24 protein-coding genes and 1 pseudogene are annotated in these 22,923 nt (G+C 60.5%); 16 read left to right on the forward strand and 9 right to left on the reverse strand.

The genetic code is table 11. From position 1 onward, the window contains the following. Positions 1–722: 722 nt before the first annotated feature. From ACE103_RS08280 to ACE103_RS08295, 4 genes are all read left to right on the forward strand, one after another. A complete protein-coding gene (locus ACE103_RS08280) occupies positions 723–3,116 on the forward strand; it encodes an NEL-type E3 ubiquitin ligase domain-containing protein (RefSeq protein WP_375779025.1) in 2,394 nt (797 codons plus the stop codon). 397 nt (positions 3,117–3,513) lie between these two features. Then, the gene (locus ACE103_RS08285) at positions 3,514–3,780 is read left to right on the forward strand and encodes a hypothetical protein (protein WP_375779026.1); all 267 of its coding nucleotides are present in this window, start codon (positions 3,514–3,516) and stop codon (positions 3,778–3,780) included. Continuing rightward, positions 3,777–3,926, forward strand: coding sequence for an IS66 family insertion sequence element accessory protein TnpB (gene tnpB, locus ACE103_RS08290; RefSeq protein WP_375779027.1), 150 nt, complete (start codon positions 3,777–3,779; stop codon positions 3,924–3,926). The genes ACE103_RS08285 and tnpB overlap by 4 nt, the downstream gene beginning before the upstream one ends. Positions 3,927–4,095: 169 nt before the next feature. Next, positions 4,096–4,440 (forward strand): hypothetical protein, encoded by a 345-nt coding sequence (locus ACE103_RS08295; protein ID WP_375779028.1) that lies wholly within the window; start codon positions 4,096–4,098, stop codon positions 4,438–4,440. Positions 4,441–4,624: 184 nt separating this feature from the next. Here the strand turns inward: ACE103_RS08295 and ACE103_RS08300 are convergent, their stop codons facing one another. Beyond that, on the reverse strand, positions 4,625–6,142 hold the full coding sequence (locus tag ACE103_RS08300) for an ISNCY family transposase (protein WP_375779029.1): 1,518 nt from the start codon (positions 6,140–6,142) through the stop codon (positions 4,625–4,627). Positions 6,143–6,200: 58 nt separating this feature from the next. Here ACE103_RS08300 and ACE103_RS08305 point away from each other — a divergent pair. Next, positions 6,201–6,500: pseudogene (locus ACE103_RS08305) on the forward strand (hypothetical protein); the annotation flags it as partial. Here the strand turns inward: ACE103_RS08305 and ACE103_RS08310 are convergent. The 4 genes from ACE103_RS08310 to ACE103_RS08325 form a co-directional block, all read right to left on the reverse strand. After that, positions 6,437–6,778, reverse strand: a complete 342-nt coding sequence (locus ACE103_RS08310) for a hypothetical protein (protein ID WP_375781321.1) — start codon at positions 6,776–6,778, stop codon at positions 6,437–6,439. The pseudogene ACE103_RS08305 and the gene ACE103_RS08310 overlap by 64 nt on opposite strands. A 255-nt stretch (positions 6,779–7,033) precedes the next feature. Then, positions 7,034–7,888: a transposase DNA-binding-containing protein gene (locus ACE103_RS08315; protein ID WP_375779030.1), complete on the reverse strand. Its 855-nt coding sequence runs from the start codon at positions 7,886–7,888 to the stop codon at positions 7,034–7,036. Positions 7,889–8,077: 189 nt separating this feature from the next. Further along, positions 8,078–9,181, reverse strand: a complete 1,104-nt coding sequence (locus ACE103_RS08320; RefSeq protein ID WP_375779031.1) for an ISAs1 family transposase — start codon at positions 9,179–9,181, stop codon at positions 8,078–8,080. 254 nt (positions 9,182–9,435) lie between these two features. Next, positions 9,436–10,119, reverse strand: coding sequence for a secretin N-terminal domain-containing protein (locus ACE103_RS08325; protein WP_375781048.1), 684 nt, complete (start codon positions 10,117–10,119; stop codon positions 9,436–9,438). A 90-nt stretch (positions 10,120–10,209) separates the two neighbouring features. Here ACE103_RS08325 and ACE103_RS08330 point away from each other — a divergent pair, with 90 nt between their 5' ends. The 11 genes from ACE103_RS08330 to ACE103_RS08380 all read left to right on the forward strand — a co-directional run bounded on the left by ACE103_RS08330 (position 10,210) and on the right by ACE103_RS08380 (position 18,744). Further along, on the forward strand, positions 10,210–10,833 hold the full coding sequence (locus ACE103_RS08330) for a nodulation protein NolB (RefSeq protein ID WP_375779032.1): 624 nt from the start codon (positions 10,210–10,212) through the stop codon (positions 10,831–10,833). Between the two features lie 9 nt (positions 10,834–10,842). Then, on the forward strand, positions 10,843–11,703 hold the full coding sequence (gene sctJ, locus ACE103_RS08335; protein WP_375779033.1) for a type III secretion system inner membrane ring lipoprotein SctJ: 861 nt from the start codon (positions 10,843–10,845) through the stop codon (positions 11,701–11,703). Further along, positions 11,693–12,343, forward strand: a complete 651-nt coding sequence (locus ACE103_RS08340) for a nodulation protein NolU (RefSeq protein WP_375779034.1) — start codon at positions 11,693–11,695, stop codon at positions 12,341–12,343. Before sctJ ends, ACE103_RS08340 begins: the two co-directional genes overlap by 11 nt. Further along, positions 12,340–12,963, forward strand: coding sequence for a type III secretion system stator protein SctL (gene sctL, locus ACE103_RS08345; RefSeq protein ID WP_375779035.1), 624 nt, complete (start codon positions 12,340–12,342; stop codon positions 12,961–12,963). Before ACE103_RS08340 ends, sctL begins: the two co-directional genes overlap by 4 nt. Further along, a complete protein-coding gene (gene sctN, locus ACE103_RS08350) occupies positions 12,960–14,315 on the forward strand; it encodes a type III secretion system ATPase SctN (RefSeq protein WP_375779036.1) in 1,356 nt (451 codons plus the stop codon). The genes sctL and sctN overlap by 4 nt, the downstream gene beginning before the upstream one ends. Beyond that, positions 14,291–14,827 (forward strand): hypothetical protein, encoded by a 537-nt coding sequence (locus ACE103_RS08355; protein ID WP_375779037.1) that lies wholly within the window; start codon positions 14,291–14,293, stop codon positions 14,825–14,827. The genes sctN and ACE103_RS08355 overlap by 25 nt, the downstream gene beginning before the upstream one ends. Before the next feature lie 113 nt (positions 14,828–14,940). After that, positions 14,941–15,942: a type III secretion system cytoplasmic ring protein SctQ gene (sctQ, locus tag ACE103_RS08360; RefSeq protein WP_375781049.1), complete on the forward strand. Its 1,002-nt coding sequence runs from the start codon at positions 14,941–14,943 to the stop codon at positions 15,940–15,942. Then, positions 15,935–16,600, forward strand: a complete 666-nt coding sequence (sctR, locus tag ACE103_RS08365) for a type III secretion system export apparatus subunit SctR (RefSeq protein ID WP_375779038.1) — start codon at positions 15,935–15,937, stop codon at positions 16,598–16,600. Before sctQ ends, sctR begins: the two co-directional genes overlap by 8 nt. A 2-nt stretch (positions 16,601–16,602) precedes the next feature. Continuing rightward, complete coding sequence (locus tag ACE103_RS08370; RefSeq protein WP_375779039.1) at positions 16,603–16,878, forward strand: EscS/YscS/HrcS family type III secretion system export apparatus protein; 276 nt, start codon at positions 16,603–16,605, stop codon at positions 16,876–16,878. 10 nt (positions 16,879–16,888) lie between these two features. Then, the gene (gene sctT, locus ACE103_RS08375; RefSeq protein ID WP_375779040.1) at positions 16,889–17,710 is read left to right on the forward strand and encodes a type III secretion system export apparatus subunit SctT; all 822 of its coding nucleotides are present in this window, start codon (positions 16,889–16,891) and stop codon (positions 17,708–17,710) included. Next, positions 17,707–18,744: an EscU/YscU/HrcU family type III secretion system export apparatus switch protein gene (locus ACE103_RS08380; RefSeq protein ID WP_375779041.1), complete on the forward strand. Its 1,038-nt coding sequence runs from the start codon at positions 17,707–17,709 to the stop codon at positions 18,742–18,744. Before sctT ends, ACE103_RS08380 begins: the two co-directional genes overlap by 4 nt. A 38-nt stretch (positions 18,745–18,782) precedes the next feature. Here ACE103_RS08380 and ACE103_RS08385 read toward each other — a convergent pair whose 3' ends face one another. From ACE103_RS08385 to ACE103_RS08400, 4 genes are read right to left on the reverse strand one after another with little or no spacing between them, the layout of a single operon-like run. Continuing rightward, entirely contained in the window at positions 18,783–19,448 is a 666-nt protein-coding gene (locus tag ACE103_RS08385) for a CpaD family pilus assembly lipoprotein (RefSeq protein WP_375779042.1), read from the reverse strand. A gap of 10 nt (positions 19,449–19,458) precedes the next feature. After that, complete coding sequence (locus tag ACE103_RS08390) at positions 19,459–20,913, reverse strand: type II and III secretion system protein family protein (RefSeq protein WP_375779043.1); 1,455 nt, start codon at positions 20,911–20,913, stop codon at positions 19,459–19,461. Positions 20,914–20,940: 27 nt separating this feature from the next. Then, positions 20,941–21,630 carry a response regulator gene (locus tag ACE103_RS08395; protein WP_375779044.1) on the reverse strand — a complete coding sequence of 230 codons (690 nt, stop codon included), beginning with the start codon at positions 21,628–21,630 and terminating at the stop codon, positions 20,941–20,943. Continuing rightward, positions 21,615–21,944, reverse strand: coding sequence for a hypothetical protein (locus ACE103_RS08400; RefSeq protein WP_375779045.1), 330 nt, complete (start codon positions 21,942–21,944; stop codon positions 21,615–21,617). Before ACE103_RS08400 ends, ACE103_RS08395 begins: the two co-directional genes overlap by 16 nt. Positions 21,945–22,923: the final 979 nt, after the last annotated feature.

The following is a 22,923-nucleotide window of genomic DNA, read 5'->3' on the forward strand; positions in this document are numbered from 1 at the left end:
GTGTAGGCTGTTCCCCGAACGCTTCTGAAGAGGAGGAGCAGGAAAGCTACCTCCGCGGCTTCACCAGAGCCGTGGCGGATTGGGTCGAAGTTTTGACATGGTATCGGACCCCGACTCCTCGCGCGAGCAAATCCTGGAAAACTGGGTTGCCGAAGAGGGGCAGGGCGAAGCCGAGAATCGGGCAACAGGGGGTTTCACGAATTAGGGTTTCAGACAACATGGGCTCGCATTCGGTAGATTTGTCGTCCCTCTTCCTCACCCCTTTGCCCGCCGCCCTGCCGTCGAGCTGCTGGAACTCCGCGCCATGCGGAACGAGCTAAGCAGCCTGCCTGCCAGGCTCCCACCGGTCTCCAGCATCTTCTCGTTAGCCATAACCGGTTGACCCGTTTGCCGGACACTCTTCCGGCAAGCCTCTTTCGGCTGGAGGTGGACGGTAACGGGTTGACGAGTCTGCCGGCCAACCTCCCCGGCGCGGCTCCAGATCCTGAACGCAAACAACAACCGACTAAGTAGCCTGCCCGACACTCTCCCGAGCAGGCTCACCTCGCTCGCGATTAGCGGCAATCAGCTGACCGACCTCCCCGGGGTTCTGCCTACGACTCTCACGTTGAAACGCATTTGATGCCAATTTCTCGTCAGCTTCTCGAAAGCCAAGCATCTTACCAAGAACGTGTTTATCCGTGTCCGGCGTTAGCTGCTCAGACCTGTCGAAGGAGAATGGGGTGGATCCGTTCAACAATCTCAACCAACTCGAGGACCCAGATGACGAGTGGACGTATTACGACGGGCTAGAACAGCCGCAGGCGGACCAAGTGGGGTTTCAGCAGCACCTGAATGTGAATCCTTTGAGAGTGCCGGACGAGGATCATGTCGGGCAAGGCACCTCACGGTTGCTCTCGGATCCGCCCGCCTGGTCTGAACAAGGGGTCAATCAGCATATGCTTTTTGCGGCGGCGGATCGCGCTGGCCAGTTGCCGGCCGGCAGTTTCGGTCTAACGGATTGTTGGCACGGCATGGATGCAGCTGCCGATTGGCCGACGCATAGTGTCGATCAGGAGGAGCGATCGTGGGCGCAGGTCGTTGACGTGGTGCCGGAGTGGCCAACGACTTCCGAAATTCCGTGGGAGCAAAATCTCGGGGCATCGATCCTCGGCCGAGAGCCATGGCCGGGCGATGGCAATACTTCAAGAGGAGGCCGCCGGCTCAGCCCGACCGCGGCGCAGTGGACCGAAGCCTTGTACGGCACGCGGGCCTCAGGCCCTGCAGGCGGTTCGACGGACCTTGAAGACCCCGTCCTCGGGCAATCGCGGCTTGACCAGATTTTGGACACCTGGGCCGGCGCGGAGGGGCAGACGGAAGACGAGGACCGGCAAGAGGCGGTAAGACGAATGCGTGCCTGGGGAGAGGCCGGCGACGTCTATGTAGGGCTGGAGCTGTTAAACCTAGGCCTGACGACATTGCCCGCCGCCCTTCCGCCGGGGCTCCAGTCGCTCAACGTGAGCGACAACGAGCTGGTGCACTTGCCTGACACCCTCCCGTCCCGACTCCGGACGCTCAACGCCAGCGGCAACCGGTTGACCAGCCTGCCCGACACCTTGCCGACGGGCCTCCAGTCACTTACCATCGGCAGAAACCGGCTGACCAGCTTGCCCGAAACCCTTCCGGCGGGCCTTTTGACACTCGCCGTCGGCAACAGCCGGCTGACCAGCCTGCCAGACATTCTGCCAGCCGGGCTCCAGGACCTCGATGTCCGCGGCAACCTGCTGACCAACCTGCCCAACGCCCTCCCGACCGGACTTCAGTTGCTCGCTGTCGGCGGCAACAGGCTGACCAGCCTACCCGACACTCTCCCGCCCGAACTCCAAGAGCTCGAAGCCGATGGCAACCGGCTGACCAGCCTGCCCGATACTCTCCCCGCCGAGCTCCAGTTGCTCTTCGCGCGCGAGAACCACCTGAACAGCCTGCCCGAGACCCTCCCACCTGAACTCCAGAGACTCCACGTCAGCAGCAACAGGCTGACCAGCTTGCCCGACACCCTCCCGCCCGAGCTCCAGGTGCTCGAGGCACGCGACAATCGGCTGACCAGCCTGCCGGAGACCCTGCTAACCCGGCTAGGTTCTGAGTGCATGGTTTACGTGGAGGATAATCCGCTGGCCGAGCAGGTGCGGACGAATTTGGCGGGAGCCCTGAATACCCTGAGCTATGCCGGCCCGCAGGTCTTCTTCTCGATGGGCGGCGGGACGGCGGTGGGTCAGGAACGGCCGCTGGCCGAGGTGGTAGCGGACTGGATGAAGGCCGAACCGGAGGCGATCGCCGCCTGGCAGAACTTCGCCGACGAGACGGGTGCCTCGGAATACGCGCTGTTCCTCGACAGGCTGCGGGAGACCGTGAATTATGACAATCCCCATTTCCAGCAGGTCGTGGCCGAGGATCTGCGGCAGGCAGCGATCAGGCCGCAATTGCGCCAGCAGTATTTTCAGCTGGCCTTCGGGGCGAGCGAGAACTGCCAGGATCGCATCACCCTGACCTGGAACGGCATGCAGACCGCACGCCTGAACGCTGATGTCGAGGACGGGGCCTATGACGACCGACTCGGCGAACTCATCCAGCAGGCCCGGGTCCTGTTTCGCCTGGACGCGCTCGAGCCGATTGCCCGTCAGAAGGTCGGCTCGCTCCCGTTCGTCGACGAGATCGAAGTCTATCTCGCCTATCAGGTCAAGCTACGTGAGCGGCTTGAGCTGCAGCTCGTCGCTCCGGACATGCGGTTCTTTGATGTCGCCTACGTTACTGAGCACGATCTCACCGCAGCCGAGACGCAGGTGCGGAATGAGGAGGCGGCGGGGTTCGCCGACTATCTGGCAACTCGCTGGCAACCCTGGGAGACGGTGGTGAGCCGGATCGCCCCCGAAGCCTATGCAGAGATGCAGGACCGGCTCGCCGAGGCGATGGACGGGGAGTTCCAGAGCCGCCTCGACCAACGGCTTGCCGATCAAGACCTGACCGGCAACAGCGATGCGGAGTTGCAGTTCGGAGCCCAGATTCGCGAGGAGATCGCCCGCGAGATCAAGGGCGCTCTAACGCGCCAGGTGCTCGGGGACCACGCGGTTGAGCTGTGAAGCGGCCATCCAATTGCGAGGAGCGTCAATCCTGTTTCCACTCGCCGTTGCTGCGTGACGGTGGTTTTCGGACGCCGGCGTGCCGCGCCGGCCGCCCCCATATCGCGATGCCATGATCCAGGATCTGGGTTCTAATCCATATGGACGGGTCACCCGGCATATCGTAAGCGCTTAGCCGGAACCCTTGCTTCGGGATCTGGATAGCTGTGCGAAGAATCCTCCGGCTTGGACGGAGGTTTGGGATGGGATTGGACAGCAAAAGGACGTCCATTTAGACGGCTCATCGGCGGGGTCGGTGAGTCGGCTGGAAGTTCTTGAAGGACCGTCGGGGCGCCGCGTGTGTTCGAAAGCTGAGAGAGCTCGGATCGTCGCCGAGAGTCTGTTACCCGGTGCTCAGGTGTCCGAGGTGGCGCGCAAGCACGGAGCGACACGCTGGCAGATCTACGATTGGCGACGGCGGTTTCGACAGCGAGGCATGTTGCCGCCGTGCGAGGCGTCCCCGCCGACATTCGCGCCGCTGGTCGCGGAAGGTGCGTTGGAGGAGCATCAGGCTCCGGCGATCAAGCTTGAGATCGCGATCGGTGATGTCGTGCTGCGGACGGATACGGCCATTGATGCCGAACAGCTATCCCGGGTGATCCGTGCGGTGCGAGCGTCAGGATGATCGCGGCCGGAGCTGATCTGAAGATTTACGTTGCCACGCGGCCGATCGACTTCCGCTGTGGCCACGATGGGCTTGCGACGAAGGTGCAGGAGATGCTTCATCTCGACCCGCTCAGCGGAGCAACCTTCGTGTTCCGCTCGAAATGAGCTCAACACGCGACATTCTGCATACAGTCTTCGAAGCGCGACAATTGCATATCCTTGGCATCCCCTTTTTGGACGAACGCTTCAAGTCGCACCGTTCCGACGCGGCAAGGATTTGAAGTGCCTTTACACGGAGGAGCGGCGTGGGTTTAGTCGTGAGGTGCCCAATTGGATGTTCGACGACAGTTGCTGTGCCGGCATGGCGCTTGGACCGCCGCAGGTCAGTATCGAGGGGCTCAACGAACTTGCCGTTGTTCTGAAGCTTCTCGGCACGAATCAGGCGTCGGGCGCACGATCCCGTTCTTCGACGAAGAGGGAGAAAGGACGTTCGGAGAAAAAGCCAATATCGCGAGCCGATGCAACTCGGCCTGGATCTGGGTCGTCAGACTCCCCAGACCCGCTGGGCACCAATCCCAAAGATCTGATCCAGGCGCTCGCCGACCTGTTGCTGGAAGCGGCAGGCGTCGAGACCGTTCAGATGTCGGGAGGTGACCATGAGCGTCAAGATCACGCGTGATTATAGCGCGACGATCAGGATGAGAGCGCGTATTGCCTCATGGAGGAATGTTCCCGAAGGCGCGATTGTTGCCTCATTTATTTTGCTCCCCAGAGGACGGACGGTCGGTACGGGGGAGGCCGGTCGTGGAGCTGGTCGGGGTTGCGCAACGACCGGCCTCCCCCGTACCGGAGGGCGGGCGCGGTCACCGTACGACCTGTGTCGCGTCGATCTGCGCCGCATGATCCGCCGATCCAAACAGCAGCGCGCTTGCCTGCTCGCTGCGCCAGGATTTGAGGCGGCGCTGAAGCGTTCGCAGCAGCTTGTCCGGGTACGCGCCCGGATATTTCGCCTGTAACCTCGTCAGGAGCTCGGCGCCGGTTCGCCACGGCTCGGCCTTGAACCACTCCTGCAGCTGTGGGGTCGCCTGAACGAGCGGATCAGGGCGACGGCGACCTCGCTTCACTTTGAGGATCGGCCGGTCCGTCGGTCGAGAGCGGCCCTCTTTCCACGCCGTTCGCAAGCTGGCGAGGAACAGGTCGATCGGCGGTGCCGCAGCAGCAATCGAACCACCCGCCGGCTTCACATCGGCGAGGTCGGCCAGACGTTGCTGCGCGGCCCGGATGTCGCGCAGCAACGCGACCGGGTCCAAGTTGGCGCAGATTTCCTGCAGTCGGTCCCGAACCGCATCGGGGGTGCGTCGGTCGGTTGCCAGCCTTTGATGCGGTGTCGCTGGTGCGCTGTAAGATTTACGCACGCGTGCGCCATCGCGCTGTTTTCCGATCAGCTTGAACGACGGCTGGAAGAAGTTCACGAACAGGCGCACTGAGCGATAGAGTTCTGCGAGCAACGCAGCCGCCTCGAGCCCCTCAAACCGCCGATAACCGACCATCCGTCGGACCACGGCTCCGTTCTTCTGTTCGACAAACGCCTGGTCGTTCTTGCGGTAAGGCCGGCAACGGGTGAAGACAATGTTCGCCTGCTCGCAATACGCTTTCAGCGTCTCGTTTATGAACACGGAATCATTATCGGTATCGATGCCCTGGAGCAAAAACGGCAGCTGTCGCCGAAGTTCTGTCAACACGGTGCTCAGGAGCGTTTGCTCGCGCACCAGCAGCGGCGCACACTCCGTCCAACCGGTGGCAATATCCGTAAGCACCAGCGTCTGGATAAAACTGCCGCGCGCCGAGGGTCCGCTGTGGGCAACCAAATCGGCTTCGACAAAGCCCGGCGCCGGATCATCCCAGTCGGCCGACGTCCGTACCGGGATGCTCCGTCGCAACGTGCTTGCCACCGGCCGACAGCGCTGGCGCCCGTCCTCCTGTCGGATCTTGCCCAGCGCCCGGTCGATCGTGGACGCGCTCATCGTCAACAGTTTCGCGCGGATTTCAGGCGCCAGGCCCATGTGGCCGTTCCGTTCCATCGACTCGATCAGGAGCGGCAGCAGCGCTTTCAGTCTCTTGCCGCAAATCCGGTCCGAGGCCTCCCAAAGAACTACCAGCGCATTTCGTTCAGCTTCCTCGTAAATCCGGCGACGGGTGCGCCGAACCGAGGATTGCCCGATATCGCCTCGGAGCAGGCGCATCGCATGCTTTCGATGGAAGCCCGTCACAACCACAAACTCGTCGAGAATTCGCACCTTCTCCGCGCGGCTCGCCTCCCTGTAGCGCTGCCCCACAGCGGCCGTCAGTTCTCTTCGAGTCGCCATGCTCAGTTGCCTCATTATCGCCCCCGCAGTCCCATTCCACTGGGGAGCAAATTACGTGAGGCAACGGCCCAGCATTCAGGAACATTTCAGGCGGCGCAATGCGGAGTCTCACCCTGATCGCCGCCGCGCACGTGATCACCTCAGCCGCGCCGCCGTCGTCTAAGTTCGCCAATCGACGATGTCCCAAGTCATGGGAAATCTCGAAGGCCAGCGGCGGCAATATGAGCTGGCGCAGGGCACGGAAACCGCCGGATTTAAGTTGGTGACGGTCATTGACGACGATCTTGGCCGCTCAGGTTCCGGCAGCACTCAGCGGCCTGGATTTGAGCGGCTTGTGGCGATGGTGTGTTCGGGCGACGTCGGTGCGGTCCTTTCAATTACCCATAATTTTAGCTCCGTGGCGGCTCCCAGTTCGAGGTCGGTGAGTCGCGATAGTCCGCGCCAGATCACGATATTTCCTGGAGGTGGATCGTTGGCCCGTGCCAGGTATCCTCCGAGCCGCGCGATCTTGACGACGTAGTGGGAGATCGTGGTTCGTTGAGCGCGGTTGGCGTCCCGATCCTTCACCAAATGATCGAGAAGCTTTATTTCGGGGTCCGTCAGCGCCGTTTGCGGCGGCGCATTCGGCGTGGAGCGATTGAGCATCGTCATCCAGAAGGCGCGCCAGCTCACAATAGAAGACCGCGATCAGATTGACCAAGCGCTCAGCGGTTCGCAATTTCGACTCCTCCGCCTTGCAGCCCGATTTGAGGATCTTATGGAAGACCTCGATCTTCCACCGCAGCGCGTACCACTCGAGCTTCTCGATCGCGTCCTTGCGCGATTGGACCGGGAGATCGGTGAGAAGCTTCCACTCGATTTTCTTTCGCCGCTTCGGCGTTCCCCGCTCTTGAGCATGGATCACGGTCAGAGTGAGTGCAGGATATTTCTTCTGCTTGCCGATCGGCGGCAGAATTCGAAGCTTACGGAAGCAAATTTCAAGAAGCGCTTCATCCGGATCACCTTTGTCATCCTTGACAGCCACCCGGTGCAGACCTTTGACCGCGACCTTGTCCATTTCGTCGGTAACTGTTGATTGCCGTCCCCGGCGAGTCGATCAACGCAGGTTCGCACCAGGAAATGCGTTCCAATCTCCTCGGCCAGACAGAACAGCTCATAAATGTCGCTCTCGCGATCGCCGATATGAACGCATCGTCCAGGTGCAGCGAGAAGGTCGGTCGCTTGCCGCAGATTTTCCAGCCAACGGACGCTCTCCTTCTGGTCGATCGGAACCCATGTCGGATTGATCTTACGCTTCAGCGCCGTCGTCCCCTTGAACTTCTTGCGTGTCCAGAACTTGATTGCCGCCAGGCCGAGCGGAAGTCCATCGGTCGTCACGGCCAAGCTCGAATGCATCAGGATGCCGCACTGCGTGCGCCCTGCCGTCTTGCCCGTAAAGCCAATCAGATCCGGTTTCTCGCGCTTGAAGCTGAATTCCGTCGTGTCATGGAGGACAAGGATCCGTTCCTCCGTTGTACTCGCGCGCCCCTGCGTCGCCTCAAAGTGGCCGTCAAGAATATCCGCCTCGTTGACCCGTTCGTTGGAGAAGAAGCGATACGCGGCCTTCGTGTTCGCCCAGTCCTGACAAACTAGCGGGATGCTCTGACCCATGTCGCTCCCGATCTGCCCGAGCAATTTGCAAAATCGGCGGCCGAGCCGCTCGTCTTTAAATGCACACCCCGCAACTTCCCGATCAACCCACGTCTCGACGCCGGTCGTCAATCGCTGAGCACGCGCTTTCGCAGGATCCTTTAATACCAAACGCACCGAGCACCATCAAATTGCGAATCAGGTGCTCGACAATGAATCATAACAGATTCTGCCGATTCAAGATTTCGCCTCGGACGCGTCGTCTAAATCGACCACCAATTGTGGGTAGTTGGAAGCAAAGAGACCCCGTCTGGCGCAGGGCTATCGCATATGGCTGAGGGCTGCCATGAGGAAGGCATTGTCCCAGCCGGCGCGCTTAATTTTGCGCCGCAGGGAGGCTGGATCCGGGTGAGTTCGCAGGATGTTGAGGGCGAGCCTGCGCAGAATGGCAAGGTTCTCGGGCGCATGGTCGCAGCGTGAGCGGTTGCTATCCTCGGCAAAATGGACGTCGAGCACCCAATGGAGTTGGTTCTCGATGCCCCAATGGCTGCGAGTGACGTGGAGCAGCCGCTTGGGAGCGATGTATTTGGACAGGAGATAGTGACGCACGACAGGCGCATCGGCGCGCTGCTTCCGCAGGCGTCTGCGCGAGGTGATGCGTCCTATCGCGGCGGCCCCTGGGAAGCCATAGAGGTCCGCCAAACTGGTATTGCGCATGACTGTGGCACGTCGCACTTCGCGTCGATCGTGGGTGGAAGGGTCGATCTGCTCGGCTGTGCTGCGCTTGCCCGATCGCGCAAATTGTTGGGTCACCGCGGTGAACAAGCGCCCGCGGTTGGCCTTGATCGCCAGAACATAGTCGCCGCCGCGCTCGCGCACCGTAGCCGCAAACGCGCGGGTACAATGCAGCGCATCGGCGGTAACGATGCAGCCTTCCAGCGACAGAAGGTCCAGTACCTCCAGAGCGCCCGCCGTCTCGTTGCGACCAGATGCCTTTTGCTGAGCCAAGGCCATGCGGGCATCCACCGCAAAGACGTTGACCATGTGCAGCGGGGTGGCCTTGCCGCCGCGTTCGTAGGCCCCGCGCAGGGCCTTGCCGTCAACCGCCACGACCCCAGTCAGCTTGATGCGGTTGGCCTTGGCAAAGGCCGCCATGAAGCGACGAAATGCGCACTCAAAGGCCTGCGGTTTGAGCAGGCGGAACACCCGACTGAATGTATCGTGGCTTGGGATGCCATGCTCCAGGTGAAGAAAGAGCCGCAACAGCTCCTCCTTCGACTGCCCGAAGTCCGCCATGTCCGAGCACGACTCCGCCCCGCACAGCATCGACGCCAGTGCGATGAACAGCACTTCCAACAGATCGTGCCTGGCATTGTCCGCGCGCGGGTCCGGCAACCGCCGAAAGGCCTTCTTGAACTTCTTCATCCGACCCCCTCCTTAATCCGGGAGTCGTCTTCAGAATCGGTGTTGCCTTACAATGCAATAGCCAGCGAAACCCCATATGCGATTCCCCTGCCGTCTGGCGGGGGGGAGCGATCGGCTATGCTGAGTTTGTGAGCCGATGTGAGCTTCTATGTCTGCGCCTAGTTCTGGAACTAGAACCTTCCATATGATCTGACCTGCCACCGAACTTTTATCCGGCGGCGGTTAGAGTCTCGGGGCCTTCTCGCATCTTTGAGTCACTTCTGGCCTGCACCAGGTTCGCGCACGATGCCGTCCTGATGCGGCACTTCGGAAGAGTAATGGCTTTCCGGTCGTCCGTCGCGAACGACCATGCTCGAGGAGCCGCGAAACAACATCAAAACCGAATCTCGCGGCGGTTTTTCGCCTGCGGCGGGATTCCGCCGCGCCTGCGCCTCCGCCACAAGGCCCGTGAGCGTTTGGTCCACCAGCGCGATGAAGCGCGGTGGGCCCGAAATCAGGACGAGGCCATCTCCCGGGGCCGGTTTCACGATATAGCGCTCATCGGAGATGTTGAACGCATCGAGCGCGGTCTTGAACGCATTGAAGCTGATCGGGGTCAACACAATGAGCCGGCTTTGCGCCTCATGGGCCGCGGATATGTAAAGCACGAGCCCGTCATAATACCATTGAAGATTGTACAGGTTGGTCAAACGCTCGAGGAACTCCCGTGGTGGCAGGTCGGGCATTCGCCCGCTAATCCGGCCCCTTACCTCAGTGCTGACATTGACCTTGATATTGAGATTGTTGCCGAACTCCTGCAGCGCGGCAGAAAGGTCCTGATCCAGAACCGTATAGCTATAAGGGGTCGACGGCAGGGATAGGGATGCGCCAAGCGCCCTCACTATTCCAAGACAAATGAAAACCCCGACACAGAGAACTCTCTTCAAGATGTGCACCATCGTGGATCGGACGAGTATTCCCGCAGGTCTTCCGCCTGAGAAGAAAACCTGGATCGTCATTCCAACTTGGAAGCCAAACGTGATCTTTAGATGGCGCAATCAGCGGAATTTTCGTCAGGTTTTCGTCAGCTCGCCAGTATACAGATCTTGATCTGTTCATCGGTCAACAACGCTTGGCCTGATTACACGAGCACAATGAACCCTTCTATGATGGTAGGCGCAACGCCGATCTCTCCCAATTCAGTCGACTGTCTTTCCAGTGCCTGTTCGCCGGCTGCTCCTGTCGAGCAGGCTCATTTTGAGCAGTCCCTAGCTCAAGCGGCTTCCAATCAGGCCGTGGCCTCCCCAGGCGCAGGTGGAGCGGCGGTCGTTTCTCCGTTATCGGAGATTCAGCGCGCGAACGCGCTGGCGAGCCCGCTGGGCGATCGCGTCCTTCAAGTCCTTTCCACTATGTGCCGGCACCACTCCGTTTCTCCGGCTGCCGGTAGCGCGCCGCCTGCTCCGAATGGCGCGCAATTTGGACCGGCTGCGCAGCCGGTCTTGCAGGTGGGCAACGTCGGCGCGCATGCGGCGGCCAAATCGGTCGGGGTGGAGTTCGATTCGATGATGGGGAACTTGCGGGATGTCTACAGCGACGTCATTCAGGTTTCCCTCGTCTCCAAGAGCGCCGGCGCTGCCAGCTCGTCGTTGAACAAACTGCTATCGGCGGGCTGAGTGAGGCTGATGATTGATGTGATGCCGAGAAGTAACAGTGGCGGCCGTCAATCGTGGCGACGGCTTCGCATTTGTCTCGCCCTACCACTTCTTCTTCCGTTGATTGGCTGCAAGGCTGATCTCTACACCAAGATTCAGGAGCGTGAGGCTAATGAGATGCTCGCGCTTCTGCTCGGCAAGGGTGTGGATGCCGTCCGTGTTGTTGCCAAGGACGGAACCAGCACAATCCAGGTTGAGGAAAAGCAGCTCGCGTATTCCATTGACCTGCTGAATGTCGAGGGGCTGCCACGTCAGACTTTCAAGAATCTTGGCGAGGTGTTCAAGGGGTCGGGCCTGGTAGCCTCACCGATCGAGGAGCGCGCCCGTTACGTTTATGCGCTAAGCGAAGAATTGTCGCGCACGATTAGTGATATCGATGGCGTCCTTTCGGCGCGTGTACACGTTGTTCTGCCGAAGAATGATCTGTTGCGGCAAGATGCGACCCCGTCCTCGGCATCGATCTTCATTCGACACAGCGCCAACGCGAAGCTCGCGGCGCTGTTACCGCAGATCAAGATGCTCGTCGCCAACAGCATCGAAGGACTGTCCTACGACAAGGTGGCGGTCGTCTTTGTGCCGGTTGAGCGTGCTCCGCTTGAGCAGGCGCGGGCAGCGAGTTCAGCTCAACCAGCCAAGTCAGCTTCAACGCCGTTGTTTGCGCTCGAGGTGGGGGGCGCTGGCGTCGCATTCGGCATCGTATCTTACGTCTTGGTGGGTGCACGTATTCGTCAGTTCGGGCAATCATTGCGCAAACTGGCCATGTTTGGCGGACGTTCGAGCGCGCCGGCTGTCCATGCTGCCGGCAAAAAGACGATTTCCGATGCGACATAGCCAGGACACGCATGTCGACGTGTCATCCACCGAGCCCAGCCGTTCGTTCACGCTGCCTTCCGATCGGCTGCGCGAGCTTGCTGCCTCGATCCATCCGAGTCGCTTCGCTGCGCGCCTCGATCCCCTGCTGTCGCCTCCGACAAGGCTACGGCTGCAGCAGAGCTCCAGACTGCAGCCAAGGCTGGCCGAGCTGCTGCTTGGCAACGACGTGGATGTGAGCGGAGCTGGCTGGAATGATGACCTTCTGCTCGGGCATGATCCGAGCCGGATGGCCCTGCTCGCGGGCAGTATCTGGCATGCACGTTCGGTCCTGAAGCTGGTTTCAAGGCGCGATTTATCGATCTTGGTCGAAATGATCGGTGCTGAAGCGCATGCTTTCGGGATCCGACATCTATCCGATGCGGTCGCAACGACGCCGATTGCCGATCCGGAGGAACTGTCGCGACAGATTGAACACGATGGACTTGGGTGTCTCGGCGCTTGGCTCGATAGGGTTCCAGCGCTTGAGCGTACCCGCGTGCTTCTACGCTTGCCCGTTGGGACCGCCGCAGACGATCCGGCGGCCGAATACCGTAGTGCCGCAGGCCCACTGCTTTCCTTAGTCATCGCCCATTTGGGGACGGAGGTTGCCAGGGGATGACCGCCGATGTCTCAGCATTGCCTGTGGCCCCGCAGATTCGCCCGCTCGGGCCCCTGATTCCGGCAGCAGAGCTCAAGATCTGGCATGATGCCGTATGCGCGCGGGCCGCTGCCGAGCGCCATCTGCAACGCGTTCGTAGCTGGGGGCGCAAAGCTTACGAGCGAGAACGGACGCGTGGCCATGCCGAGGGCGTAAAGACGGGCGCGGAGGAAATGGCGCAGCTGATTGCGCAGGCTGCTGGTGAACTAGCACAGCGAAAGGCGGTTCTGGAGCAGGAATTGCCGCAACTGATTATTGAGATCGTGAGCGATTTACTGGGCGCCTTTGATCCCGGCGAGATGCTCGTACGGGGTGTTCGTCATGCCATCGAGAAAAAGTATAGCAACACGGAGGTTTGCCTTCACGTATCCCCCCTGAAAGCCGATCTGCTGGCCAGTCAGTTCGCGGCCTACGACGGACGGGACGGTCGGCCCAAGGTCAGGATTGAGCCGGATCCTGCGCTGACGGTGGACCAGTGCGTTTTGTGGAGCGAGTTTGGCAATGTCGACCTTGGACTTGCCGCGCAGCTTCGCGCGCTTCGTCTCGGCCTTGGTTTGTCTTCGCAGGAAGGTGAGCCGTGACCACGCAACGACCAATCCATGATGCTGCGGCAGGGGAAGGAGCTGTCCACGCTGCACTCTCATCCTTAAGATCTTCCGCAAAGCAAATTGACACGCGCGCCGTCCGCGGTCGGATCACGCGGGCGATCGGCACGCTGCTGCATGCCGTCTTGCCGGAGGCCCGTGTCGGGGAACTGTGCCTCTTGCAAGATCCCCGCAGCGGATGGTCGCTCGAGGCCGAAGTGATCGGTCTATTGCCGGACGGGGTGTTGCTCACGCCGATCGGTGACATGGTCGGCTTGTCCAACCGTGCGGAAGTGGTCACGACCGGGCGAATGCAGGAAGTGCCAGTCGGCCCCGATTTGCTCGGCCGCGTGATCGACAGTTTCGGCCGTCCACTCGATGGTAGGGGCCCAATAAAAGCTGGTGAAGCTCGGCCGCTGCGCGGCAAGGCTCCCAACCCCATGAAACGACGCGGCATCGAACTGCCTTTTCCGCTCGGCGTTCGTGTCCTGGATGGGCTTCTAACATGTGGGGAAGGCCAGCGAATCGGAATCTATGGTGACGCTGGTTGTGGCAAGTCGACGCTGATGGCGCAGATCGTCAAAGGTGCGGCCGCCGATGTCACTATCGTCGCGCTGATCGGCGAACGAGGCCGAGAGGTGCGTGAATTCATCGAACGTCATCTTGGCGAGGCGCTGCGCCGTTCGGTTGTCGTCGTTGAAACCTCTGACCGTTCGGCGATGGAGCGAGCGCAATGCGCCCATATGGCGACGGCGCTCGCCGAATATTTTCGTGATCAAGGACTGCGCGTCGTTCTGATGATGGATTCATTGACGCGCTTTAGCCGCGCCATGCGTGAGATCGGCCTCGCCGCAGGAGAACCTCCGACCCGGCGCGGCTTTCCGCCTTCCGTCTTTGCGCTGTTGCCGGGCCTGTTGGAGCGTGCTGGCATGGGCGAGCATGGCTCAATCACGGCATTCTATACCGTGCTTGTCGAAGGCGACGGCACGGGCGATCCAATCGCAGAAGAATCACGCGGCATTCTTGACGGCCATATCATTCTCTCTCGCGCGCTCGCCTCGCGAGAGCATTTTCCGGCTATCGATGTGCTGTCGAGCCGAAGCCGCGTCATGGATGCAATCGTGTCTGTGCCGCATCGCAAGGCGGCATCCTTCTTCCGTGATCTGCTCTCGCGCTACGCTGAGGCCGAGTTTTTGATCAAGGTCGGCGAATATAAGCAAGGCTCTGATCTGTTGACGGACCGGGCAATCGACTCGATCGAGGAGTTGCGGGCATTTTTGCGCCAGGGGCAGGACGAGGCATGCAGTTTTGAGGAGACGGTCGCATGGATGTCGCGTCTGATCGCCTGAATCCCGTTCATGCGTCGAAATTGCGGCTTGTCAAGGACATGAGGGAGCGGAGCGCCCTTCGTGAGCTGTCCAACATGGAAACCAAGCGCCGCATCGCGGTTCAAGCCGTCGAACAAGCTTCCGAGCATTGTGCAAATGCCGAACGATGCCGCGCAAGCGTCGAAGCCGAGCTTTATCGGGAAATGTTATCTGCCGATGCGATATCGGTCACCGAACTCGAGCGCCGGTACCATCTCATCATGGGGCGACTCACAGAGGCGATCGCAGCGGCGCAGCGAACGCTCGATGAGGCACGTTCCGCTCAAGACCATGCCGAGGCTGCGGTTCTTGAGGCGCGGACCCTCTGGGCCAAACGTTCGGCGGCGAGCCACAAATGGCAAGAGATTGAGCGCGACGTTCAGCGCATCACCAACGCTCATTGTGAAATCGCCGCCGAAATCGAAGCCGATGATGAGGTCTTGCTTCGGTACCGGAGAGGCTTGGCCGTGCAAGTGGGAGGCCAGTCGACCTGATGGCCTTTTCTCCTACGCCAGCGCGAGGGTGCGGTGATGTAAAAGCGACGCCTGCGACACGATTGCCGGCTGAATCCGTGCCATTCAGGCCGGCGCTGACCCTCTCTCATGCTGTGGTCTCATGGCTCAATCAGATCGCGGCTTTCCGCGTCCCTCTCAACAGCCGTCTCGGCGATAGAGCGCTATCGCTGCGTATGAACCGGCTGGTCTGGCAGGAGGAGCCGGTTGCGACATCGATGCTCGACTGTGTCTTTGACGCCGGCGGCGAAACGGTCGTCTTGTCCTTGCCCGGTCCGCTGGCAGAAGCACTGATTGCGACCGTGCAGAACGGTTTGACCTTACCTTCCGAGCCAAGTCGTTCGCTGATCCTCGAACTTGCGCTTGAACCGTTGCTCGCTCCACTGGAGAGGTTGACGCAACGGCATTTGCGGCTTGTCCGCACCGACGAAGCGGCGAGGTCAGGTCCATATCTTGAATTCGACGTCGCCTATGGTCCGCTCACCTGCAAGGCTCGCCTGCTTCTATTCTCGTCTTTTGACGGTCCGGTTCCGCCGGCGTTCAGCGCCCTCGGCGAGCAGCTTGGCCGATTGCCGCGACAGGCGCCCAAGCTTCGTCCTGAACTCCCTGTCATCATTGCAGGCCAGATTGGATCGCTGCGCATCGCAATAGGTCTTGTTCGTCGAGCCCAGCAAGGTGACGCGCTGCTGCCGGATGCAATTCCCTTTGCTCGCGGCCAGGTAATCCTGACCGCGGACCGATTGTGGGCCCCCGCAGAGATTGCCAGCGACAGGCTGATCCTGCGCGGGCCATTCCGTTTGCAATCCCACCCTCTGAAAAGTGGACATATGGCGACACAATCCGAAGCGCAGCAGCTCCCCTCTGAGGCCGACATCGACAGTCTCGAGATCACGCTTGTATTCGAATGCGGCCGCTGGCCGATGCCGCTGGGAATCTTGCGAAGCATCAACGAAGGCCATGTGTTCGAACTTGGCAGGCCGCTCGACGGTCCGGTGGATATCCTTGCCAACGGCAAACGTATCGGCTGCGGCGACATCGTGCGGATTGGCGAGGAACTGGCCGTCAGGTTACGCGGCAGGTTGGCGGTCAATGACTGAGATTCAACCCAGCATCCTCGCGCTCCTGGCGGTGACGATCGGCCTCGGCCTACTGGCATTCGCCGTCGTCACGACCACCGCCTTCATAAAGGTCTCCGTTGTTCTGTTCCTGGTGCGCAACGCACTCGGCACCCAATCGATACCGCCGAACATCGTCCTGTATGGCGCGGCACTAATCCTGACCGTCTTCATCAGCGCTCCGGTCTTTGAGCAGACCTACAACCGCCTGACCGATCCTCAACTTCGCTACCAAACCTTCGATGACTGGCTGAGCGCCGCCAAGGAGGGGCAGGAGCCGCTGCGCGCCCATCTGAAGAAGTTCACCAATGAAGAGCAGCGCCGGTTTTTCCTGTCCTCGACAGAACACATCTGGTCGGAGGAGATGCGCGGCAGCGCTACGGCTGATGATTTCGTGATTCTTGTGCCGTCTTTCCTGATCTCTGAACTCAAGCGTGGCTTCGAAATCGGCTTTCTTCTCTATCTTCCCTTTATCACCATCGACCTGATCGTAACGACGATTTTGATGGCCATGGGCATGTCGATGGTGTCCCCAACGGTAATATCCGTCCCTTTCAAGCTCTTTCTGTTCGTCACCATCGACGGCTGGTCACGTCTCATGCACGGGCTAGTATTGAGCTACACGACACCGGGAGGTTGACGATGAACGAAGCCAGCATCCTCACGCACCTGAGCCAATCGCTCGTCCTTTTCATGATCTGGGTTCTGCCACCGCTCGTCGCAGCTCTGGTCTCCGGATTGATCATCGGCCTCATCCAGGCGGCAACCCAGCTGCAGGATCAAACCTTGCCCCTGACGGTGAAGCTGCTGGTCGTCGTCGCCGTGCTCGCTGTGTTTTCTCCGGTGCTTAGTGCCCCGCTCATCGAACAGGCCGAGCGCATCTTCAGCGAGTTTCCCGCACTCACGGCGAGATACTAGCAGAGCTTAGATGGCCGGCCTGTCCCCCGCAGATGCGCAAGCTCTCGTCAAGAGCGCGATCGAACTCGTCGCCGCAACCGGTCTGAGTGCGGCCCGCGCCTTAGGCATCATGCTGGTGCTTCCCGTCTTTACCCGGCCGCGTATCAGCGGCCTGATCCGGGGCAGCCTGACGATTGTGATCGGCCTGCCGTGTCTGGCGCAGATCAAGCTCGGCCTCCAGGCGCTGGATCCGAACACGCGTCTGGTTAGCGTCACCATGCTCGGTCTAAAGGAGGTGTTCGTCGGTCTTCTGCTCGGCATCCTGCTCAGTATCCCCCTATGGAGTGTCCAGGCGGTCGGCGACATTATCGACACCCAGCGAGGAATTTCGAGCCAGGTCGCGGCGGAGGATCCAGCAACGCACAGCCAAGCGTCCGGAACCGGACTTTTTCTTGGCATTACTGCTGTCACGATCTTCGTTCTGGCCGGCGGCCTCCAGACCACGCTGAGAAGCCTTTATGGCAGCTACCTGATCTGGCCCGTGTATCAGTTCCTGCCTGCGGTGACGGCGCAAGGCGCAATGGAATGTCTGACCCTTCTCGATCATATCATGGAGACGACCCTGCTGGTCGCCGGGCCCGTGCTGGCCCTGCTGCTGCTGGTCGACGTATCGATCATGATGCTCGGCCGCTTTGCATCGCAGCTCAAGCTGAACGATCTCTCCCCGACGATCAAGAATGTCGCCTTCGGGCTCATCATGGTCAGCTACACCGTCTATCTCCTTGAATACGCGGGAACCGAAATCCTCACGTCGAACAATGTGCTCGAGTATCTGAAGAAGCTCTTGAAATGAGCGGCACGAGCGAGGAGAAAAAGCTTCCTCCGACTCCCAAGAAGTTGCGCGATGCACGCAAGAAGGGACAGAGTGCGCGCAGCTCCGATTTGGTGAGCGGGGTCAGTGCATGCGCCGGTTTCGGCTGTCTGTGGTGGAGAGCGGGGGCGATCGAAGACAAATGGCAGGAAACGATCCGACTGATCGACAAACTGCAGGAGCAATCCTTCAAGAGCGCCGTTTCGCAAGCGCTCAACGGCTTGCTGGAACTTTCGATTGCATCGGTCGGGCCATTGCTTGCCTGTGCCGTGGCAGCCGCCCTTCTGGCCAACGTTCTGGCCAATGGCGGCTTCATGTTTGCTCTGGAGCCGCTCAAACCGAAGCTTGAGAAACTGGATCCCATCAAAGGCTTGAAGCGGATCGCATCGAAACGTTCGTTTATCGAGCTTGGCAAGACGCTGGTCAAGGTGGTGCTCCTCGGGGCGTGTTTTTACCTCACCGTTACCGCGAGCTGGAAAGCGCTGGTGTACCTGCCGGTCTGCGGCATGGGCTGTCTCGGAGTGGTCTTCACCGAGGTCAAACTGCTGACCGGGATTGCCGCTGGGGCATTTCTGGTCGGCGGATTGGCTGACCTTCTGATCCAGCGCTGGCTGTTTATGCAGGACATGCGCATGACGGAAACCGAGGCCAAGCGTGAGAACAAGGAACAGCAAGGCAGCCCGCAGGTGAAGCGCGAACACCGTCGTCTGCGGCAGGAGTCCGCGAACGAGGCTCCGCTGGGCGTTGATCGCGCCACATTGATACTGAGGGGACCGGCAACTTTGATTGGGTTGCGATATGTTCGCGGCGAAACCGGCGTGCCGGTCTTGGTCTGCCGTGGCGAAGGCGACGCTGCTTCACGGCTCCTGCATGAGGCGCGCGCGCTCCACATCAGTATTGTGGATGACGAGGTTCTGGCGCGCCAGCTCCTGGGCAAAGCAAGGCTCGGCAATCCGGTTCCTTCGCAGTACTTCGAGTCGGTTGCGAAAGCGCTCCATGCCGCCGGGCTGGTCTAGATCATGTTGGCCCGTGGCGCCGCGATTGCGAACGCCCATTATCGAGGCGGCTGTACGTCCCTCGTTGCCCCCGCTGGGGCTTCCGGCGCTGCCCTGTTGCTCGCTCCATCGTCTCCGTTGCTCTTGTTGCGAGGGGCAAAGGTTCCGTAGCTGGCAATCGGAATGGCGGCACGATCGCCGTTACTTGTCATGACAGATCGATTGTCCAGCAAGTCGAGCGGATCGTTGACCATGACTGCCAGATTGCTTCTGGTCGAGCAGCCAAGCGTCGTTTCGAACGAATTCTCGTTTACTGCGGGCCCGACGATGGAAAGCGACGGACAGACAGGAGGATGGGCTTCATAGGTGATCGCCTCGATCCTCACCCCGAAACGAAGGGGCGGATCGAGGGGGGAGGCGGACAGGCGGATGTTGTAGGGGGCAACGCCCATGGCGCGGGCCTCGTGGGCCACCTGTGCAATGAGCCGGGGTGAGCCGGTGACATCCACATGAAGCGCATCCCGTCGGCCGCCACTCGCACTCGCAATGAAGCTCCGCAGCCGAGGCCTTTCGGAGCCACGAAGGCTGTGTAGGAACAAGACACTGTTCTTCCGGTCCACCTGGATCTGTTGTTCAGGCGGCCCGGAATGGATCGAGGCACTATTTGCGCATCCCCCTAATGCTGCCGCAATAACGATCAAGTGGCATAAATGTCGCAAGGTCATTTGACGATCCTCATTCGATGATAAAGCCGGCACTGCCCGTCAATCCTGGTACGCTCGTACGGGGCGCATCGCGGTCTCGGGGCGGCCGTGCCAGCGTGTTCGTCAAAATGCGCCCCGCGTCTGAGGGCGGAGCGATGCGGTCGCTCGGCACACTCATTCGGGTCGGGTTCGATCCCGGCCGTACGATGTAAGGCGTGACAATAATGACCAGCTCGGTTTCGCGCTTTTGAAACGATGAGGAGCGAAACAGCGTACCGAGGATCGGCACGTCGCCGAGCCAAGGAAACTCGCTGATGTCAGTGTTGAAGTTGCGCCTGATGAGCCCGCCGATTGCAAAGCTCTGACCACTGGCGAGCTCGACAACGGTGCTGGCCCGCCGCGTCGAAAGGGCAGGGACCGCCATGCCGTTGATCTTGACTTCGCCTTCTGTCGACAGTTCGCTGACTTCGGGCTTCACGCGGACGTTGATCTGATTGTTGTTGAGAACCGTCGGGACGAACTCGAGGCTCACTCCGAACTGCCGGAATTGCACCGAAACCTGCCGATTGTCCTGCATAACAGGAATGGGAAATTCGCCGCCGGCCAGGAAGCTCGCGGACTCGCCGGACATCGCCGTCAAATTCGGCTCAGCCAGGATCGAGGCGAGGTGTTCGCTGGCGAGAGCGTCGAGAACAGCGCTCAGGTTGATATTCCCGGCGCTAAACCCGATACCGATCGTGCCACCGCCGCCTGCCGCGCCGGAACCAGCACCTTTGCCGGTGACAATGGAGGCGCCGTTTGGGCCCGAGGCGGAGAAGTTGATATTGAGCTCCTTGGCGGCGCTGCGCGAGACTTCTGCCACCCGCACGCTGAGATTCACCTGCAATGAGCCGGCAACCTGGATCTTGTTGACGACCAGCGCACCCGCGCCGAGAAACTGCTCCGTGACTTTCTTGGCGGTCTCGACGACATCGGCATTGGGCGCCGTCCCGCTAAGGATCGCCCCGCGCGGAGTGTAGCTGACCTGGATCGGATAGTCGCCGACCTCGGCTTTCAGCGTGGCACGCAGATCCTCTATCGGCTGCGTGACGACAACACGCAGCTCGGCGAGAGCCTCTCCGTTCTCGTTCAGGGCGAACAGGCTGGTCCGTCCGGATTTTTTGCCAAACACGAAGATCGTCGTGTTCGACGGTGCCTGGTAATCCGCGATCGTCGGATCCGCAACAAAGATGCTTGCCGCTGGCGCGGTCAGATGAACTGTCTTGCCCTGCGAGGAAGTAAGGTTCAGCGCGGCGGTGGTGCTGCCAGGCGCCGCGCGCGGCGACTCTCCTTTGCCATCCCGCTTGGTCTGGGCCGCGGCAGCAAGTGGAAATAGCAGAGCGAGCGCGCAGAGGGTGTGGCAGAGACGAGGCAGAGCTGCAGAGCGTGGCGCCCTGGCGATCATCGACGGCTCATCAGCGCTGGCAGAATTGTTTACGACCTTCAAGGGATTGTTGCTTTCAAGTTTGATCGGCTAGGCAGCCGATGCTGCGCCAATGAGTTCAAGGGTGTAACCGACACCGCGCGCGGTCTTGATCCTTAGCGTCGCACCCGCCTGGTTCAAATGCGTGCGCAAACGATAGATCCCCACTTCCAGCGCATTGGTCGAGACTTCGTCGTCGAACGCATACAGGCTATCCTCCAGTGACGCGCGCGGAACCGTGCGGCCAGCGCGGCTGAGTAAATGTTCAAGGATGCACACTTCCCGGCGCGCAATTCTCAGTATTCGACCGCCGACCGAGACTTGCCTCCCGATCGGGTCGAAATGCAGATTGCCGAACGTCACGACCGGCGCCGTCATTTGCGTTGACCGTCGCAAAATGGCTCGCATGCGAGCAATGAGTTCGTCGATAGAGACGGGCTTGGCCAGGAAATCATCCGCGCCCGCATTAAAAATCGCAATCCGCCGACTGAGATCGTTGAAACTGCTCATCATCATGGCAGGCATTGAACGCCCCTCGCGCCGCATTTGCTTCAGCCAATCCAAGCCGTCTCCATCCGGCAAAACCGAGTCGAGCAAGAGAATGTGGTAGCTGGCGCAATCCAGCGCGGCCGCCGCCTCATCCAGGGTGCGTGTCACGTCAACGGCGAAACCGCAATTTAGGAGCGCTTCCTTCACCGCGCGGGCAAAGCCCGCATGATGATCAATCAGGAGAATTCGCAATTCATCGCCTCCCATCCATCCGCGCCAAGACCTGCGCGCGTCACGGTTGACCAGAAGGTTCGACGAAACTCAGAGACGCCCGCTCTGACGTGAACATCAAAGCCCGAGAGCGACGAAGCAGAGCATGGTCGCGCGTGATCACTCCCGATGATTCCCTTGTCACCGGATGGAAAGATGCTACGGCCTGCCGGGGACTGCATATTGTTGTCGGCGATGCTCAACACACCCTCTGTGCCAGGAAGAACCTCGAGATCATTGACGAGGCCGAAAGCAGTAGCAGCAGGCTGACGCATCTGGGCGCCGATCGCAGCCATGTCCTCACGCACTGAGCCGCCGCGTTCGGTATCAATAGCGCAAGGCCGCGCAATCGAAGCCCAAGCGCAGGGGAGAGCGGCTGGATTTGTGGCTGAATAGTCTAGCGAAATCGACATTTGGGACCCCTCCACCTTACTTCAGTCCTGCGGTCAGCATTGCCATGCTATGGAGCCTGTGGCGTCGCCAGGTCATGACAAAGCAAGTGTTTCCGCGTGAAGACAGTTCACGCCCGCATCTGGCCGATGCCTCCAGAGGCCGCGACGCTGCGACGAAATGATCGATGCGCCTCGCGGCTAGGGAGAAAACCTTTCGCCAGCCGGTGATGGACATGCAGGACGCCAACGATGCCGGCGTTCGTCCGCGTCCGACGACCCGGACGCTGCACCCCATCGAAAGCAGCGAACGAAGGCCAGATAGGACCGCACGCCGCGGCCATGACGCCGCTGGTTGAGGTCGTTGCGCCAGTTGCACCTTATCACTTGAGATGAACGACGGCCGAATGATCGAAGCTCGAACTTTGAGTTGAGCTGCGCACGGACAGGGCGAGGTAAACAGAGCCCGCTTTCAACTCGACGGCTACATCCTGCTCCGGTTTCGACAGGGGCGGCGATGGTTCCTCCGTCCTGAACATAGGCAGTGTTGAGAACACGCCTTCGAGAGGAGTGATCGACCCACGTGACGGGACGAGGCGGGGCGGTGTTAAGATTTAGAGACGTTCGCAATTCTCGTTACCTGTCAGGAAGTGTTCGCGCGAGCGGGGATCTATGTCGCGATGTTGTCGGAAATCCTACAATCTGACGTTAGGTGGGATTCAAGTGCCTTTAACGCTTGGTCACAGGAGTGCCCTCAAACGTGCGGGCAATCTTGAAGGGACGACGACACAGACTGGACACGGCCATCGACCTGCCGATCGCGTTCGGTCTCGCTTTCAACTCGTCAGCATTTCGTCTGTCCAAATCCTGGGAGGTGCAGCTTGAG

Origin of the sequence: Bradyrhizobium sp. ma5 (assembly GCF_042258955.1) — a bacterium.
Classification (GTDB): domain Bacteria; phylum Pseudomonadota; class Alphaproteobacteria; order Rhizobiales; family Xanthobacteraceae; genus Bradyrhizobium.

Excerpts from the sequence above, each read along its gene's own strand:
- tnpB (WP_375779027.1), top strand. The coding sequence starts at position 3,777 with ATGATCGCGGCCGGAGCTGATCTGAAGATTTACGTTGCCACGCGGCCG.
- ACE103_RS08295 (WP_375779028.1), top strand. The coding sequence starts at position 4,096 with ATGTTCGACGACAGTTGCTGTGCCGGCATGGCGCTTGGACCGCCGCAG.
- ACE103_RS08300 (WP_375779029.1), bottom strand. The coding sequence starts at position 6,142 with ATGAGGCAACTGAGCATGGCGACTCGAAGAGAACTGACGGCCGCTGTG.
- ACE103_RS08310 (WP_375781321.1), bottom strand. The coding sequence starts at position 6,778 with ATGACGATGCTCAATCGCTCCACGCCGAATGCGCCGCCGCAAACGGCG.
- ACE103_RS08320 (WP_375779031.1), bottom strand. The coding sequence starts at position 9,181 with ATGAAGAAGTTCAAGAAGGCCTTTCGGCGGTTGCCGGACCCGCGCGCG.
- ACE103_RS08325 (WP_375781048.1), bottom strand. The coding sequence starts at position 10,119 with ATGGTGCACATCTTGAAGAGAGTTCTCTGTGTCGGGGTTTTCATTTGT.
- ACE103_RS08330 (WP_375779032.1), top strand. The coding sequence starts at position 10,210 with ATGGCGCAATCAGCGGAATTTTCGTCAGGTTTTCGTCAGCTCGCCAGT.
- sctJ (WP_375779033.1), top strand. The coding sequence starts at position 10,843 with ATGATTGATGTGATGCCGAGAAGTAACAGTGGCGGCCGTCAATCGTGG.
- ACE103_RS08340 (WP_375779034.1), top strand. The coding sequence starts at position 11,693 with ATGCGACATAGCCAGGACACGCATGTCGACGTGTCATCCACCGAGCCC.
- sctL (WP_375779035.1), top strand. The coding sequence starts at position 12,340 with ATGACCGCCGATGTCTCAGCATTGCCTGTGGCCCCGCAGATTCGCCCG.
- ACE103_RS08355 (WP_375779037.1), top strand. The coding sequence starts at position 14,291 with ATGGATGTCGCGTCTGATCGCCTGAATCCCGTTCATGCGTCGAAATTG.
- sctR (WP_375779038.1), top strand. The coding sequence starts at position 15,935 with ATGACTGAGATTCAACCCAGCATCCTCGCGCTCCTGGCGGTGACGATC.
- ACE103_RS08370 (WP_375779039.1), top strand. The coding sequence starts at position 16,603 with ATGAACGAAGCCAGCATCCTCACGCACCTGAGCCAATCGCTCGTCCTT.
- sctT (WP_375779040.1), top strand. The coding sequence starts at position 16,889 with ATGGCCGGCCTGTCCCCCGCAGATGCGCAAGCTCTCGTCAAGAGCGCG.
- ACE103_RS08380 (WP_375779041.1), top strand. The coding sequence starts at position 17,707 with ATGAGCGGCACGAGCGAGGAGAAAAAGCTTCCTCCGACTCCCAAGAAG.
- ACE103_RS08385 (WP_375779042.1), bottom strand. The coding sequence starts at position 19,448 with ATGACCTTGCGACATTTATGCCACTTGATCGTTATTGCGGCAGCATTA.
- ACE103_RS08400 (WP_375779045.1), bottom strand. The coding sequence starts at position 21,944 with ATGGCTGCGATCGGCGCCCAGATGCGTCAGCCTGCTGCTACTGCTTTC.